11 protein-coding genes, 1 tRNA gene and 1 pseudogene are annotated in these 14,382 nt (G+C 69.2%); 5 read left to right on the forward strand and 8 right to left on the reverse strand.

The annotated features are described in order from the left end of the window. Positions 1 to 603, reverse strand: a 603-nt coding sequence (locus ACLFRB_RS00775) for a recombinase family protein (protein WP_411067087.1), incomplete at its 3' end; no start/stop codon positions are given. Positions 604 to 650: 47 nt separating this feature from the next. On the opposite strand from ACLFRB_RS00775, the pseudogene ACLFRB_RS00780 reads away from it, so the two are divergent. From ACLFRB_RS00780 to ubiD, 4 genes and pseudogenes are all read left to right on the forward strand, one after another. Next, positions 651 to 1,535: pseudogene (locus ACLFRB_RS00780) on the forward strand (YifB family Mg chelatase-like AAA ATPase); the annotation flags it as partial. Positions 1,536 to 1,593: 58 nt separating this feature from the next. Next, positions 1,594 to 2,133 (forward strand): chorismate--pyruvate lyase family protein, encoded by a 540-nt coding sequence (locus tag ACLFRB_RS00785; protein WP_411067088.1) that lies wholly within the window; start codon positions 1,594 to 1,596, stop codon positions 2,131 to 2,133. Beyond that, on the forward strand, positions 2,115 to 2,987 hold the full coding sequence (gene ubiA, locus ACLFRB_RS00790; protein ID WP_411067089.1) for a 4-hydroxybenzoate octaprenyltransferase: 873 nt from the start codon (positions 2,115 to 2,117) through the stop codon (positions 2,985 to 2,987). Before ACLFRB_RS00785 ends, ubiA begins: the two co-directional genes overlap by 19 nt. A gap of 179 nt (positions 2,988 to 3,166) precedes the next feature. Next, positions 3,167 to 4,627 carry a 4-hydroxy-3-polyprenylbenzoate decarboxylase gene (gene ubiD, locus ACLFRB_RS00795; RefSeq protein WP_411067090.1) on the forward strand — a complete coding sequence of 487 codons (1,461 nt, stop codon included), beginning with the start codon at positions 3,167 to 3,169 and terminating at the stop codon, positions 4,625 to 4,627. A 120-nt stretch (positions 4,628 to 4,747) separates the two neighbouring features. Here the strand turns inward: ubiD and lnt are convergent, their stop codons facing one another. The 4 genes from lnt to miaB all read right to left on the reverse strand — a co-directional run bounded on the left by lnt (position 4,748) and on the right by miaB (position 9,141). Continuing rightward, positions 4,748 to 6,295 (reverse strand): apolipoprotein N-acyltransferase, encoded by a 1,548-nt coding sequence (lnt, locus tag ACLFRB_RS00800; protein WP_411067091.1) that lies wholly within the window; start codon positions 6,293 to 6,295, stop codon positions 4,748 to 4,750. 9 nt (positions 6,296 to 6,304) lie between these two features. After that, on the reverse strand, positions 6,305 to 7,165 hold the full coding sequence (locus ACLFRB_RS00805; RefSeq protein WP_411067092.1) for an HlyC/CorC family transporter: 861 nt from the start codon (positions 7,163 to 7,165) through the stop codon (positions 6,305 to 6,307). A gap of 4 nt (positions 7,166 to 7,169) precedes the next feature. After that, positions 7,170 to 7,622: an rRNA maturation RNase YbeY gene (ybeY, locus tag ACLFRB_RS00810; protein WP_411067188.1), complete on the reverse strand. Its 453-nt coding sequence runs from the start codon at positions 7,620 to 7,622 to the stop codon at positions 7,170 to 7,172. A 169-nt stretch (positions 7,623 to 7,791) separates the two neighbouring features. Further along, the gene (gene miaB / locus ACLFRB_RS00815; protein WP_411067093.1) at positions 7,792 to 9,141 is read right to left on the reverse strand and encodes a tRNA (N6-isopentenyl adenosine(37)-C2)-methylthiotransferase MiaB; all 1,350 of its coding nucleotides are present in this window, start codon (positions 9,139 to 9,141) and stop codon (positions 7,792 to 7,794) included. 388 nt (positions 9,142 to 9,529) lie between these two features. Here miaB and ACLFRB_RS00820 point away from each other — a divergent pair, with 388 nt between their 5' ends. Next, positions 9,530 to 10,414 (forward strand): crotonase/enoyl-CoA hydratase family protein, encoded by an 885-nt coding sequence (locus tag ACLFRB_RS00820; RefSeq protein ID WP_411067094.1) that lies wholly within the window; start codon positions 9,530 to 9,532, stop codon positions 10,412 to 10,414. A 21-nt stretch (positions 10,415 to 10,435) separates the two neighbouring features. On the opposite strand, the gene ACLFRB_RS00825 is transcribed toward ACLFRB_RS00820, so the two are convergent. The 3 genes from ACLFRB_RS00825 to ychF all read right to left on the reverse strand — a co-directional run bounded on the left by ACLFRB_RS00825 (position 10,436) and on the right by ychF (position 14,356). Continuing rightward, complete coding sequence (locus ACLFRB_RS00825; protein ID WP_411067095.1) at positions 10,436 to 12,997, reverse strand: ATP-binding protein; 2,562 nt, start codon at positions 12,995 to 12,997, stop codon at positions 10,436 to 10,438. A 129-nt stretch (positions 12,998 to 13,126) separates the two neighbouring features. Beyond that, positions 13,127 to 13,202, reverse strand: a tRNA-Met gene (locus ACLFRB_RS00830). A 59-nt stretch (positions 13,203 to 13,261) separates the two neighbouring features. Further along, complete coding sequence (ychF, locus tag ACLFRB_RS00835; protein ID WP_411067096.1) at positions 13,262 to 14,356, reverse strand: redox-regulated ATPase YchF; 1,095 nt, start codon at positions 14,354 to 14,356, stop codon at positions 13,262 to 13,264. Between the last annotated feature and the right edge of the window lie 26 nt (positions 14,357 to 14,382).

Genomic DNA, 14,382 nt, shown 5'->3' on the forward strand with positions numbered 1-14,382 from the left:
GATCACTCCTTCCTGCCAAAGGATTGGGTGTCCACGAATTCGGGTCAACTCCACTTTTCGATCCTCAGTCAGCCTGAGCCAAGCGGGGCATTGAGCGGTTAGCTTTTCCTCAGTAGCTTTCCGGCGCTTAGCTTCCCATGCGGCCGCCAGACGGTTGGCTTTGGTTACCGACTCCTCGTGGGCCCGGGACATAACCACCAGCGAGGTGATTAAGTCGGTAAGGTCGTTCAGGGACTCTCGGGTATAGTGTTTGGAGTCGGTGAGGGTGACGATCTCAATTCCCCGGTCTAGCAGGTCGAGGAACAGACGCAGGGTCGCGTGGATCCGGTCCCGGCTGATGCGGTCGAGGCTTTCAACGACGAGCACGGACCCGCTGGGGATATGGCCGTCATGCACCGCTGTAATGAATGCCCCGAGCGCCCCCTCGGTCCGGTTGTTTCCGTGATAGGCGCTGACCCCGATGTCCGCGAGGGTCATGGAGTCGTCCAACTCGTAACCATTGCGCTGGGCCCATTCCCGGGCCGCTTCGACCTGGCGGCGAAGGCTGTCCCCTGCGGCTTGGTCAGGGTGGGAAAAGCGGACGTAGGAGTAGGCTTTGGGCATGCGGCCTCCCGGTTACAAGGGAAGTTGTCAGGGTAAACTAAAAGGACCACATTATGCTGCTCTCTGGCCCTCCCGGGGCAGGCAAGACCCTGCTGGCCCGTTGCCTGCCCGGCATCCTGCCGCCCCTGGACCGGGAGGCCCAGGTGGAGGTGGCCCGGATCCGCTCGGTACGCGGCGAGCGGGTGGCCGCCCTGGACCCCCATCCCCCGTTCCAGGACCCGCACCATTCCGCCTCCCTGCCGGCGCTGGTAGGCGGCGGCAGCCCGCCCCGCCCCGGGGAGATCACCCGGGCCCACCGGGGGGTGCTGTTCCTCGACGAGCTCCCCGAGTTCGACCGGCGGACCCTGGAGGCCCTGCGCGAGCCCCTGGAGACGGGGGAGGTGACCATCGCCCGGGCGCGCGCCACCACCCGCTTCCCAGCGCGGTTCCAGCTGCTCGCCGCCATGAACCCGTGCCCGTGCGGCCACCTGGGCGATTCCCGCCAGGCCTGCGCCTGCACCCCGGCGCAGATTCAGCGCTACCGGGGCAAGCTCTCCGGGCCGCTCCTAGACCGCATCGACCTGCAGCTGGAGGTGCCGGCCCTGCCGGTGGAGGAGCTGCGGCCGGGACAGGGGAACGGCGGGGAGGAGGCCAGCGCCGCGGTGCGAGCCCGGGTGGAGGCGGCCCGGGAACGCCAGCTGCAGCGACTGGGGGTGCCCGCGGCGGGCCTCACCGCCCGGGGGGTGGAGGAGCACTGTCAGCCGGAGGCAGACGGCCTGGCCTTCCTGGAAACCGCCAGCAAGCGCCTGGGCCTGTCCGCCCGGGCCTACCACCGCATCCTCAAGCTGGCGCGCACCATCGCCGACCTCGCCGGCACCGACCGCATCACCCGCGCCCACATCGCCGAGGCGGTGCAATACCGACGCCTGGACAGCGGGAGCGCGGCCTCCTGACGCCCGTCTCCGCCTGCGCTAGAATCACGCCCGCGACCGCCGGCGAGAGCCCCCGATCATGGACGATCCCTTCCCCACCGCAGACGACCTCTTTCCCGCCCGGGGCCCCTGGCGGGTTCCCGCCGCCCTGTCGGGGCCGGGCGCCCCGGGCCCCGGGCTGGCGGCCTGGCTGGCCTGCGACGGCTCGCTGACGGGGGCCCTGCGGGCGGCCTGTCCACAGGAGTTCGGGCTGCGCATCCACCGGCGGGTCACCGTCTCCCTCCCTCCGGCCGGTGCGGAGCTGCTCCGCCTGTCCGCGGGGAGCCCCGTGCTGCAGCGGGAGGTGTGGCTGCTGTGCGGCGGCCGGGAGGTGGTGTTCGCCCGCAGCTGGATCCCCGGCCAGGCCCTGCCCGACCCGGGGGAGCAGCCCCTGGGGGACCAGCTGTTCGAGCCGGGCAACGACGCGGAGCGCCTGTCCCTGGAGGCCGCACCGGTGGCGGCCGCCGACGGGGCAACCCTGTGGGCCCGACGCTCCCTGCACCGGGTGGGGGCCGGGCGTCTGCTGGTGGGGGAGGTCTTCCTTCCGGACATGGAGGCGCTATGTCCGCCGCAGCCCTGACCGCCAGACTGGGGGCCTACGCCCGCCTGATGCGGCTGCACCGGCCCATCGGCACCCTGCTGCTGCTGTGGCCCACCCTGTGGGCGCTGTGGATCGCGGGGGAGGGCAGCCCACCGGCCTGGATCGTTGCCGTCTTCGTGCTGGGCACGCTGCTCATGCGCTCCGCCGGCTGCGTGATCAACGACTACGCCGACCGCGACTTCGACCCTTATGTGCAGCGCACCGCGGAGCGCCCGCTGGCCAGCGGCGAGGTGCGCCCGGGGGAGGCCATCGCCCTGTTCGTGGTGCTGTGCCTGGTGGCCTTCGGCCTGGTGCTGCTGCTCAACCGCCTGACCCTGTACCTGGCCCTGGTGGCGGTGGTGCTGGCCGCCACCTATCCCTTTTTCAAGCGCTTCACCCACATGCCGCAGGCCTATCTGGGCGTGGCCTTCGGCTGGGGCATCCCCATGGCCTTCGCCGCCGTTTCGGGGGAAGTGGCGCTGGTGGCCTGGGTCCTGCTGGCGGCCAACATCTTCTGGACGGTGGCCTACGACACCATGTACGCCATGGAGGATCGCCCCGACGACCTGGCCATCGGCGTGCGCTCCACCGCCATCCTGTTCGGCGCCTGGGACCGGGTGGCGGTGGCCGTGAACCAGCTCATCGCCCTCGCCCTGATGGGGGTGGTGGGCTACCTGGCGGGATTCGGCGTCTGGTACGCCCTGGGCCTGGCCGGGGCGGCGGGCTTCGGGCTCTACCAGCACTGGCTGATCCGCGACCGGACGCGCGGGCCGTGCCTGCGGGCGTTCCTCAACAACCAGTGGCTGGGCGGGGCGGTGTTCGCCGGGATCGTGCTGGAGTACCTTACCGCCTGAAACTTCTTACGGCGCAAAACAGAAACAACTAACCGCCAAGAGCGCCAAGCAAAGACAAGCCCCGAAAATTCGTTACCCAAACTTGCTCCGGTCCCAAGGATTTTTTCGGCCTTTTCCGTTCGGCTTTTTTTCTTGGCGATCTTGGCGTCCTTGGCGGTTTACCTTTTGGAAAAGGCTCTATGAAAGACCTCCGCGCCTTCATTGCCGACCTAGAGCAGCGCGGCGAGCTCAAGCGCATCGCCCGCCCGGTGGACCCGCACCTGGAGATGACCGAGATCAGCGACCGGGTGCTGCGCCGGGGCGGCCCGGCGCTGCTGTTCGAGCGGCCCACCTCCGGCTCCATGCCGGCACTGGCCAACCTGTTCGGCACCGCCGACCGGGTGGCCATGGGCATGGGGCGCTCCTCCACCCCCGAGCTGCGCGAGGTGGGGCGGCTGCTGGCCTACCTCAAGGAGCCGGAGCCGCCGGGTGGCTTCCGCGAGCTGTGGGACACCGTGCCCATCCTGCGCAAGGCCCTCAACATGCGCCCCAAGGAGCGCAAGAGCCCGCCCTGCCAGGAGGTGGTGGTGGAGGGGGAGGACGTGGACCTGGCCACCCTGCCGGTGCAGACCTGCTGGCCGGAGGACGCCGGGCCGCTCATCACCTGGGGCATCACCCTGACCCGCGGCCCGGACCGCCACCGGCAGAACATGGGCATCTACCGTCAGCAGGTCATCGGCCGCAACCGGGTGATCATGCGCTGGCTGGCCCACCGCGGCGGGGCGCTGGACTACCAGCGCTGGCGGGAGGTGCACGGGGATCGGCCGTTCCCGGTGGCGGTGGCGCTGGGCCCCGATCCGGCCACCATCCTGGCCGCCGTCACCCCCATCCCGGACACCCTCTCCGAGCACCAGTTCGCCGGCCTGCTGCGCGACGCGCGCACGGAGCTGGCCACTGGCCTCGGCGTGGACCTGCAGATCCCGGCGCACACGGAGGTCGTCCTGGAGGGCCACATCTACCCGGACGACCTGGCGGTGGAGGGGCCCTTCGGCGACCACACCGGCTACTACAACGAGCAGGAGCGCTTCCCGGTGCTGACCGTGGAGCGCATCACCCACCGCCGCGACCCCATCTACCACACTACCTACACCGGCCGGCCGCCGGACGAGCCCGCCGTGCTCGGCCTGGCCATGAACGAGCTGTTCATCCCGCTGCTTCAGAAGCAGTTCCCGGAGATCACCGACTTCTACCTGCCCATGGAGGGCTGCTCCTACCGCATGGCGGTGGTGTCTATGAAGAAGCAGTACCCCGGCCACGCCAAGCGGGTGATGATGGGCGTGTGGTCCTTCCTGCGCCAGTTCATGTACACCAAGTTCGTGGTGGTGGTGGACGACGACATCGACACCCGCGACTGGCAGGACGTGATCTGGGCGCTGACCACCCGGGTGGACCCGGTGCGCGATACCCACCTGGTGGACAACAGCCCCATCGACTACCTGGACTTCGCCTCGCCGGTGTCGGGGCTGGGCTCCAAGATGGGCATCGACGCCACCAACAAGTGGCCGGGCGAGACGCAGCGCGAATGGGGCCATCCGGTGCGCATGGACGCCGCCACCCGGGAGCGGGTGGACGGCTTCTGGGAGGAGCTGGGGCTGAATTGAGCACAAAAGGCAGGCGAGCAGGGGCGGTAGGAGCCCGCTTTAGCGGGCGACCTGGTTTCAGGGCCCGGTTTTTTTTCAGGCCTTTCGCCCGCTAAAGCGGGCTCCTCTCAGCAATCCCGCCTATTCGCCAGCAGGGTACCGACGGGCCACGAGCACGAACAGCCCCAGGCCCGCCAGCACCCCGGCCAGGAGCCAGCCTTTACTCAACCGCTGGTAAGGGGTGGCGCCGGTGCGCGGCTCGACGGTCACGCGGGCTACGCCGGGCTCGTCGCGGGGGATGCGCTCCTGCACCTCGCCCTTGTGGTCGGCGGCGTAGGTGATGCCGGTGTTGGCCACCCGCAGCAGCGGCCGCCCCATTTCCATGGCCCGGACGCGGGCCAGCTGGGCGTGCTGGTCCGGGCCGATGGAGCCGCCGAACCAGGCGTCGTTGGTGACGTTCACCAGCAGGTCCGCCCCCTCCCGCACCGTGGCGGCCACCTCCCGCGGGAAGGCGTCCTCGTAGCAGATGGACATTCCCGCGTGGTGCCCGTCCACCTCCAGCGGCGCGGCGCTCTTCCCGGAAGCGAACACCCCCTCCCCGGGCACGAAGCGCTCGGCGAAGAACAGCAGCGACGGCAGCGGCACGTACTCCCCGAAGGGCACCAGGTGCCGCTTGCGGTAGGGCGGCTGATCCCCCGCCCCCAGGGCCATGGCGGCGTTGTAGTTGCGCCGCTCGCCGTCCTCCCAGTCGCGCTCCGGGATGCCCAGCAGCAGGGTGGCCCCCCGCGCCGCCACCTTCCGCTCCAGGGCCTCCAGGTAATCTCCCACCCGGTCGGCGAACAAGGGCACGGCGGTCTCCGGCCACACCACCAGATCGGCGTCCAGGTTCGCCAGGGTCAGCCGACGGTAGCGCTCCAGGATCGCCTCCCGGCGCTCGGCGCTCCACTTCAGCTCCTGTGGCACCGCCCCCTGCACCAGGGCCGTGCGCAGGGGATCCCCCGACGGGCTGGTCCAGGCCAGGGTAGCGGCCAGAAGGCCCGCTCCCACCACCGCCACCGTCCCGGTTAGCCAGGCCAGGGGCTGGAGGATGCCCCGGTCCCGGGCCATATAGGCGAGCAGCAGGATGCCGTTGAGGGAGGCCACCGGCAGTCCGGCCCCCAGGCTGCCCACCACCGGGAACAGCCCGGCCAGAGGCCCCTCGGTCTGGGTCACTCCCAGGGTCAGCCACGGGAAACCGGTGAAGGCTAGGCCCCGGACCCCTTCCAGGACCACCCACAGCAGGGGCAGGCCCAAGGCCAGGCGCCAGGGGCGGGGCCCGCGCAGCCAGCCCCCCAGGAGGACGAACAGGGCGGGATAGAGGGCGCAGTAGGCCACCAGCAAAGCCCAGGTGGGCACCGCCAGGGCGAGGGGCATGTGGCCGAAGGTGTGGATGGTGGGAAGCAGCCAGTGCAGCCCGGCGCCGAACATGCCCAGGCCGAAGGCCAGGCCGCGGCGGAAGCGCAGTCGGGGAGCGGGAATCTCCGTGGCGAGGAAGAGGGGGATCAGAAGGACCCAGGCCAGGGCGTACCAGTCCCAGGGGGCGAAGGCCAGGGGGACCAGTGCGCCGGCGACCAGATAGGCGAGGTCCGCGGCCACCGTGCGGGCCAGGCCGGGCACGGGGCGGTTAGCAGCCAGGGTCCGGGCCTCCATCAGTCGCGTTCAGCTCGCGCCGCCATGGGTACCCGTTTCCGCCTCGTTCTGCTCCACCACCCGGATGCTGCGGATCCGGCGGCGGTCGGCGCGGATCACCTCCAGCAGCAGGCCGTCCACCCGCAGGGACTCGCCCACCTCCGGCAGGTGGCCCATCTCCCGCACCATCCAGCCGCCCAGGGTATCCACCCCCTCCGCCTCCAGGTGCGCCCCGAAGCGGGCGGCGAAGGTCTCCAGCGGGATCTGGGCATCCACCTGGAAGCGGCCGCGCCCGCGCTGCTCCACCATCACCGCCTCGATGTCGAATTCGTCCTCGATCTCGCCGACGATCTCCTCGAGGACGTCCTCGATGGTCACCAGGCCCGCGGTGCCGCCGAACTCGTTGACCACGATGGCCATGTGGTTGCGGCTGGCGCGGAACTCGTGGAGGAGGCTGTCGATGTGCTTGCTCTCGGGGACGAACACGGGCGCGCGGATCACGGACAGGAGGTCGAACTGGTCGCGCTGCTCCGCCGCCCAATAGCGCAGCAGGTCCTTGGCGTAGAGGATGCCGCGCACGTCGTCGCGGTCCTCGCCCACCACCGGCAGGCGCGAGAAGCCCACCTCGACGATGCGGGGGATGAAATCCTCCGGGGCCTCGTCGGTACGCACCACCTCCATCTGGCCCCGGGGCACCATGACGTCCCGCACCCGGGTTCCGGAGATCTTGAAGATCCCCTCGATCATGTGCAGGTCTTCAGGGTCCAGGAGGCCCTGGTACTCGGCCTCCCGCAGGATCTCCAGGAGGTCCTCCCGGGACTCGGGGGTTGCTCCCAGGCCCCGGGCGAGTCGCTCGATCCAACTTCGTCGTCTGGGTCCTTCTTCGGCCACCGCTCTACTCCTCCGCATAGGGGTCCCCGTATCCCAACTGCGCCATCACCTCCCGTTCCAGCGCCTCCATCTCCTCCGCCTCATCGGGCGCCATATGGTCATAGCCGAGCAGATGCAGGGTGCCGTGCACCACCATGTGGGCCCAATGGGACTGCAGAGGCTTCCCCTGCTCGGCCGCCTCCCGGGCCACCACCTGCGGGCAGACGACCAGGTCCCCGAGCATGGGCTCCCAGGGTCCCGGCGGCAGGTCGGCGGGGAAGGAGAGCACGTTGGTGGGCCCCTCCTTGCCCCGGAAGCTGCCGTTCAGCTCGGCCATGGCCTCCGCATCCTCGGCACGCACCACCACCTCGCCTGGCGGCGCCTCGCCCGGCACGGCCGCAAGGGCCGCATGGACCCATTCCTGGATTCGCGGGTCCTCGGGAATACCCTCCTCGTCTTGAGGGCACTGCACCACCACCGGGTGGGTTTGTTCCGCGCTGCCAACGGCAGGGGCAGAGTCAGCCACGATTCTTACCTCACCGCCCGGAGGGCGGACATGCAGTCATAATCGCGCCGGGAACATGCGCCGGCAATTGGGTGGAAGCTTGCAGGGGCAAGGGGCTCATGCACGGAACGGGCACCCGGTTTCAGCCCGCCTGGCTCAAGGCGGCCTCCCGGCTGGGCCGGCCGCGCAGGGAATTGGGCAGCGCCTCGGTGATGGTCACCGGCACCAGTTTGCCTACGGACCCTTCCGGCGCGGCGAAGTTCACGATGCGGTTGCAGGGGGTGCGGCCCATCACCTCGTTGGGGTCCTTGCGGCTGGGGCCCTCCACGAGCACCGTCACTTCCCGCCCCACCAGCGCGCGGCTCTTCTCCATGGCCTGCTGGTTCAGGCGGGCCTGGAGGATGGTGAGGCGCTCCTGCTTGACGGACTCCGGGACGTCGTCGGGCACCTCGGCGGCGAGGGTCCCCGGGCGCGGGCTGTACTTGAAGGAGAAGGAGTGGTCGAGGTCCGCCTCGGCCACCAGGTCCAGGGTATCCTGGAAGTCCTCGTCGGTCTCGCCCGGGAAGCCGACGATGAAGTCGGTGCCGATGGACATATCGGGCCGCACCGCACGCAGGCGCGCCACCTTGTCCAGGAACTCCGCCTGGGTGTGGTTGCGGTGCATGCGTGCCAGGAGGCGGTCGGAGCCGGTCTGCACCGGCAGGTGCAGGTGGGAGACCAGCTCGGGCAGCTCGGCGAAGGCCTCGATGAGCCCCGCGCCGAACTCGTTGGGATGGGAGGTGGTGAAGCGCAGCCGGTCCAGGCCCTGGATGCCGGCCAGGTAGTAAAGCAGCAGACCGAGGTCGGCCTCGGTGCCGTCCTCCATCACCCCGCGGTAGCCGTTGACGTTCTGGCCGAGCAGGGTCACCTCGCGCACCCCCTGCTGGGCCAGCTCGTAGCACTCGGCGAGCACGTCGTCGAAGGGCCGGGACAGCTCGCGGCCGCGCGTGTAGGGCACCACGCAGAAGGTGCAGAACTTGTCGCAGCCTTCCATGATGGTGACGAAGGCGCGCGCCTTCTCCACCCGCGGGGCGGGCAGGTGGTCGAACTTCTCGATCTCCGGAAAATCCACGTCCACCACCCCGGAGCGCTCCCGCTCGGCGGCCGCGATCATCTCCGGCAGGCGGTGGATGGTCTGCGGGCCAAAGACCAGGTCCACGTAGGGTGCCCGCTGCCGGATGCGCTCGCCCTCCTGCTGGGCCACGCAGCCGCCCACGCCGATCAGGGTGCCCGGCCGGGCCTCCTTGATCGGCCGCCAGCGGCCCAGCTCGGAGAACACCTTCTCCTGGGGCTTCTCACGCACCGAACAGGTATTCAGCAGCAGGATGTCCGCCTCGGCGGGTTCGTCGGTGCACTCCACCCCAATGGCGGAATCGAGCAGGTCCACCATGCGGGTGGAATCGTGCTCGTTCATCTGGCAGCCGAAGGTGCGGATGTAGAGCTTGCGGGGCATGGGCGGGCTTCGGGAAGTGGGTTTCCGTCAAAACCGCATTATAGGGCCTGGGCGGGAAGGGGCCAAGGGGCTGGGGTCCCTGCCTCTCCGGGGCGATGGCCGGTAGAGGCCCTTCCCTCTGCTGTTCAATGGGTTAGTCTGGTAAAGGCGCAGGAAACGAGCCAAAGGGGGGGCTCCTTGCGATCTTGCCCGACTGCCGCCAGCGTTCCGCTGGCTCTCTCCCGCGTGCTCCTGGTGCATCCCATTGGAGTCCCCTCACGAGGGCCTCCCCTCGGCCCCATCCCTGGGCGGGCTACCCGTTTCCGCCAGCCTGCCGGATTCCGGCGGGCTGGCTGTTTCTCGGTCGCCCGATTGGCGACTCCCACAATCCCCAAGCAAGGAGCGCACCATGAGCACTTTGTTCCACTTCCCCGAAGCCACCCATGGGTATCAGCAGTCGGAGGTCGAGCTTCACCGGGACCTTGGCGCGGCAGTCTTGAAAATGGATCCCCAGCCCCGGCCATCCTTTACCCCCGAGCTCCTCGCGGACATCGAGGCCTTCCAGAGAGAGGTCGCGCAACGGGTGCGCCAGCAGCAGGCCCAGGGCCGCACCCCGGACATCCGGTATATGGTACTCGCCTCCAACCTGGATGGGATCTACAACTTCGGAGGCGATCTGGCCCGCTTCCTGTCCCTGATCCGGGCCGGGGACCGTGAGGGCCTCCTGGATTACGCCCTGGCCTGCGTTCGGGCCGGCCACCGGTTCTCGGTGGGAATGGACCTCCCGCTCACCAGTCTGTCCCTGGTGGAAGGGCGGGCCCAAGGCGGAGGCCTGGAAGCGGCCCTCTCCTGCAACGTGGTGATCGCGGAGAAGGGTACCCAGATGGGCTTTCCCGAGGTGCTGTTCAACCTATTCCCGGGGATGGGCGCCTACAGCTACCTTTCCCGGCGCATCGCCCCCTCCCTGGCGGAGCGCATGATCCTCTCGGGCCGCCTCTATGAGGCCGAGGAGCTTTATGAGATGGGGGTGGTGGACGTGCTCGCCGAGCCCGGTCAGGGGCGCGAGACGCTCGCGGAGTACATCACCGAGGCCGATAAGCACAGCTCCGTGCACGGACTCCTGCGCCGGATCCACTCTTCCCACAACCGCGTACCCTTCGAGGAGCTACGGGACATCACCGAGCTTTGGGTCGATTCCGCCCTGGGGCTTGGGGAGCGTGAGCTCCGGACCATGGAGCGCCTGGTGCGGGCGCAGGATCGGCGGAACGGGCAGGAGCTCTCGCAGGCCCGGTGATGGAGCCCGGCACGCCGGCGGTCAGTGCTGGAGCTGGCCGCTGGCGTGCAGCAGGAGAGCGGGGCGCGCCCGCGCCAGGAGATCCCGCAGCCCTTCCAGATCGCGGTGAATGGTCCCCGCGGCCAGGTCCGTTGCGCTTGCCCCCAGCAGGCGCTCGCACACATTGGCAACCGCCTCCACCCCCAGATTGCCCGCGCTCCCCTTCAACGTATGGGCGCATTTCTGCAGATCCTCCAGCCGACACTCCGCCGCCGCCCTCTCCATCCGCTCCACCAGGTTTTCGGAATCCCGCAGGAAGCCCTGGATCAGGCCGGCAAGAAGGGCCGGGTCCCGGCTCATTCCCGCCAGATCCTTCATGGTGCAAGGCGAAACCAGGGTCCCCTCCTCGGTCTCGACACCCCCCTGCGATCCGACCCTCCCGGCTCCTACCTCCCCGGACGGCGTGTCGGCCCCCGCCGGGCATCCCCCATGGGCCATGATCTGCTCCAGGGTCTCCAGCAGGCGCCGGGCCTCCACGGGCTTGGTAAGGAAGGCGGCCACCCCCGCTTCCTCCGCCTCCCGGGCCGCATGGCTCGTAACGTTGGCGGTGAGGAGCACGAAGGGCAGGGGGCGATCGTCCGTTTCAGTGAAGCGGTGCAGCTTGACCACCTCCGGGCCGCTGCGCTTCGGCATGTGCATATCCAGGATGGCCAGGTCGAAGGCCTCCTCCTCCAGGGCCCGCAAGGCCTCCTCCCCGTCGGCGACCGTGCGGGCGGCGTAGCCCCCGTTCTCCAGGATCAGGCCGATCACCTCCTGGTTGGTGGGGTTATCCTCCGCCACCAGGATGTAGGGCTGCCGCTCCCGACCTTGCCGCTTCTCCCGCCGGCGGGCCAGGTCCACCACCCGCTCATCCCGCGGCAGCTCGGTCTGGAGGGCATACAGCGCATTGAAGAGGAGCGGCTTGTCCGGGGGAAGGTCGAGAATGGAATCGAAGCGCCCCTCCAGCCCCCGGAGCCGATGGCTGCCGGGATCGCGCCGCAGCAGGACCAGGCCCGGAGAGGCCGTATGGCCCGGGGCCCGGCAACAGGCGAGGAATCCCGAGGGATCCAGAAGCTCCCCCTCGTCGATCACCACACCGCGTATATGGGCCCCCGGCCGCCCGATCCGGGCCAGCAGCTCGTCCTGGACGTCCACCACCTCGGCTTGCAGCCCCCAGAGGCTGAACCACCCCGTTAATCTCTCCCGCAGCACCGGGTCACGGGTCAAAAGCAAAATGCCGCCCCCCGGCCCCATGGTCTGCGCCTGCGCCTCCTGTTCCGGGGGCTGCCAGGGGAGGGCAACCTGGAACAGCGTCCCCATCCCGGGCTGGCTCTCCACCTCGATGGTGCCCCCGAGGAGATCCACCAGCTGCTTGGAGATTGCCGTCCCCAGGCCCGTGCCACCGTACCGCCGGGTGATGGACCCATCGGCCTGCGTGAACACCTCGAAGATGTGGCCCTGGACCTCCTCGGGGATGCCGATCCCGGTATCCACCACCTCGAAGCACACCCGGAGGTTGTTTTCCGGCGCCGGGCAGGAGCCTACCCGCACCTCCACATGGCCCGCGTCGGTGAACTTGATGGCGTTGTTAATCAGGTTGATCAGGATCTGGCGCAGGCGCACCTCGTCGCCCCGCACCCGGCAGGGGGTGTGGGGGTCGATGTGGAGGTCCAGGCGCAGGCCTTTCTGCTCGGCCTGATGGGCCAGCATGTCCACCGTCCCCCGCACGGCGGCGTACAGGTCGAAGTCCTCCTCCTGAAGGCTGAGCTTGCCGGCCTCGATCTGGGAGAGATCGAGCACATTCTCCAACAGCTCCAGGAGCGCCCGGGCCGAGCGCTGGGCCGTCCGGGTGAAATGCCGCTGCATGGGGGTCAGGGAGGTGTCCCCGAGCAGGTCCACCATGCCGATGACGCCGTTCATGGGGGTCCGGATCTCGTGGCTCATATTGGCCAGGAACTGGCTTTTCGCCCGGTTGGCCGCCTCGGCCTCCGCGCGGGCCCGGATCAGCTTGGATAGCAGGGCGGAGAAATAGAGGGGCAGTATCAGCAGACCCGCCCAAAGCCCCCACGCCAGGGTGGGGTTCGCCACCCAGAAGGGATGGGACAGGGTCACACCGAGGAAACCGGCAAGGGCCAGGGACATCGACAAATACAGATACCCCTGGCCGAAGCGCAAGCCGTTGCCCACCACCACCCAGAGATACACGACGTACAGGGGCGCCACTGCCTCTCCGTACAGGGCCAAAAGCAGGGAGAGCGTGCCATGATCCGCGAGGTTGGCGAGGAGGCGCCTACCATGGGAGGGGGCAGGGCGTAGGCCGATCCAGACCAGCAGGGCCAGCCCGAACGCCAGGAACAACCCCAGGATCTGAAGAGCCCCGGCTAGCCCCGCGTAGCTGCTGGGATGCAAGCTGCCGTAGATGGACAGGTAGGCGGTGATGGCGCTGGCAATGCCCACCCGGACCACCGCCTGCTCGTGCTCGGAATCGGGCCGGTTCCGGTACCGGTCCAGAACCAGACCCAGCCATCCAGCCATCCGCGATTTCGCCCGGGCAATCCGGAACATGCGGGGGATCCTTGATCCGGAATCTGGAGGGATGATACCTGCAGCCGGGGGGCATTCACCATCACCCGCCCATTGGGGTCTTTGGCCCAACCACAAAAAAGCCGCCTCGCACGGAGGCGGCCGGCAGGATGGTGGCGGATCAGGGATTTGAACCCCGGACACACGGATTATGATTCCGTTGCTCTAACCACTGAGCTAATCCGCCAGAGGGCTACTTATTTTAGGAATCGGGCCGTGCCTGTCAACCGTCGAGCCGCGCCTTGGCTAGACGTTGAAGCGGAACAGGATCACGTCGCCGTCGGCGACCTCGTAGTCCTTGCCCTCGGACCGCATGCGGCCGGCCTCCTTGGCACCCTGCTCCCCGCCGTAGGCGACGTAGTCCTCGAATGCGATCACTTCGGCGCGGATGAACCCGCGCTCCATATCGCTGTGGATCTCGCGGGCCGCCCGCGGGGCCGTGGAGCCCTCCGGGACGGTCCAGGCGCGCACCTCCTTGGGCCCGGCGGTGAAGAAGGTAATCAGGCCGAGGAGGCGATAGCCGGCACGGATGACCCGGTTCAGGCCGGGCTCCTCCATGCCCAGCTCGGCGAGGAACTCCTCCCGCTCGTCGTCCTCGAGCTCCATGAGCTCCGCCTCGGTGGCGGCGCTGACTACCACCACCTCGCTGCCGGAGGCGGCGGCGTGCTCGCGCACGGCCTGGACGGCCGGGTTGTCCTCCCCGGTCTCGCCCTCGTCCACGTTGGCCACGTACATGATGGGCTTGAGCGTGAGGAGGTGGAAGCCCTTGAGGGCCTCGAGGTCCTCGTCCCCGAGGTCCAGGGCCCGGGCCGGGCCGCCCTCCGCCAGGTGCGCCTGGAGGCGGGCGAGAAGGTCCCGCTCGGCCGCGGCGGTCTTATCCCCGCTCTTGGCGTTCTTGGTCGCCTTGGCGTGGGCCTTCTCCACCGTCTCCAGGTCGGCGAGGACCAGCTCGTTCTCGATGGTCTCGATGTCGCGGACCGGGTCCACCCCGCCCGCCACGTGGGCCACGTTGTCGTCGGCGAAGCAGCGCACCACGTGGGCGATGGCGTCCACTTCGCGAATGTGGGCCAGGAACTGGTTGCCCAGGCCCTCCCCCTCGGAGGCACCCGCCACCAGGCCGGCGATGTCCACGAAGTGGATGGCGGTGGGGGTCACCTCCTGCGGCTGCACCAGGCGGGCCAGCTCGTCCAGCCGCCGATCGGGTACCGGCACGACGCCGACGTTCGGCTCGATGGTGCAGAAGGGGTAGTTCTCCGCCTGGATCCCGGCGCGGGTGAGGGCGTTGAACAGGGTGGATTTGCCCACGTTGGGCAACCCGACGATGCCGCACTGAAATCCCATGAGGGGGTCGTCCTGATCCTGATTCG

This window comes from Thiohalorhabdus sp. (assembly GCF_046545655.1).
In the GTDB taxonomy this organism is placed as follows: domain Bacteria; phylum Pseudomonadota; class Gammaproteobacteria; order Thiohalorhabdales; family Thiohalorhabdaceae; genus Thiohalorhabdus.

Excerpts from the sequence above, each read along its gene's own strand:
- ACLFRB_RS00785 (WP_411067088.1), top strand. The coding sequence starts at position 1,594 with ATGGACGATCCCTTCCCCACCGCAGACGACCTCTTTCCCGCCCGGGGC.
- ubiA (WP_411067089.1), top strand. The coding sequence starts at position 2,115 with ATGTCCGCCGCAGCCCTGACCGCCAGACTGGGGGCCTACGCCCGCCTG.
- ubiD (WP_411067090.1), top strand. The coding sequence starts at position 3,167 with ATGAAAGACCTCCGCGCCTTCATTGCCGACCTAGAGCAGCGCGGCGAG.
- lnt (WP_411067091.1), bottom strand. The coding sequence starts at position 6,295 with ATGGAGGCCCGGACCCTGGCTGCTAACCGCCCCGTGCCCGGCCTGGCC.
- miaB (WP_411067093.1), bottom strand. The coding sequence starts at position 9,141 with ATGCCCCGCAAGCTCTACATCCGCACCTTCGGCTGCCAGATGAACGAG.
- ACLFRB_RS00820 (WP_411067094.1), top strand. The coding sequence starts at position 9,530 with ATGAGCACTTTGTTCCACTTCCCCGAAGCCACCCATGGGTATCAGCAG.
- ACLFRB_RS00825 (WP_411067095.1), bottom strand. The coding sequence starts at position 12,997 with ATGTTCCGGATTGCCCGGGCGAAATCGCGGATGGCTGGATGGCTGGGT.
- ychF (WP_411067096.1), bottom strand. The coding sequence starts at position 14,356 with ATGGGATTTCAGTGCGGCATCGTCGGGTTGCCCAACGTGGGCAAATCC.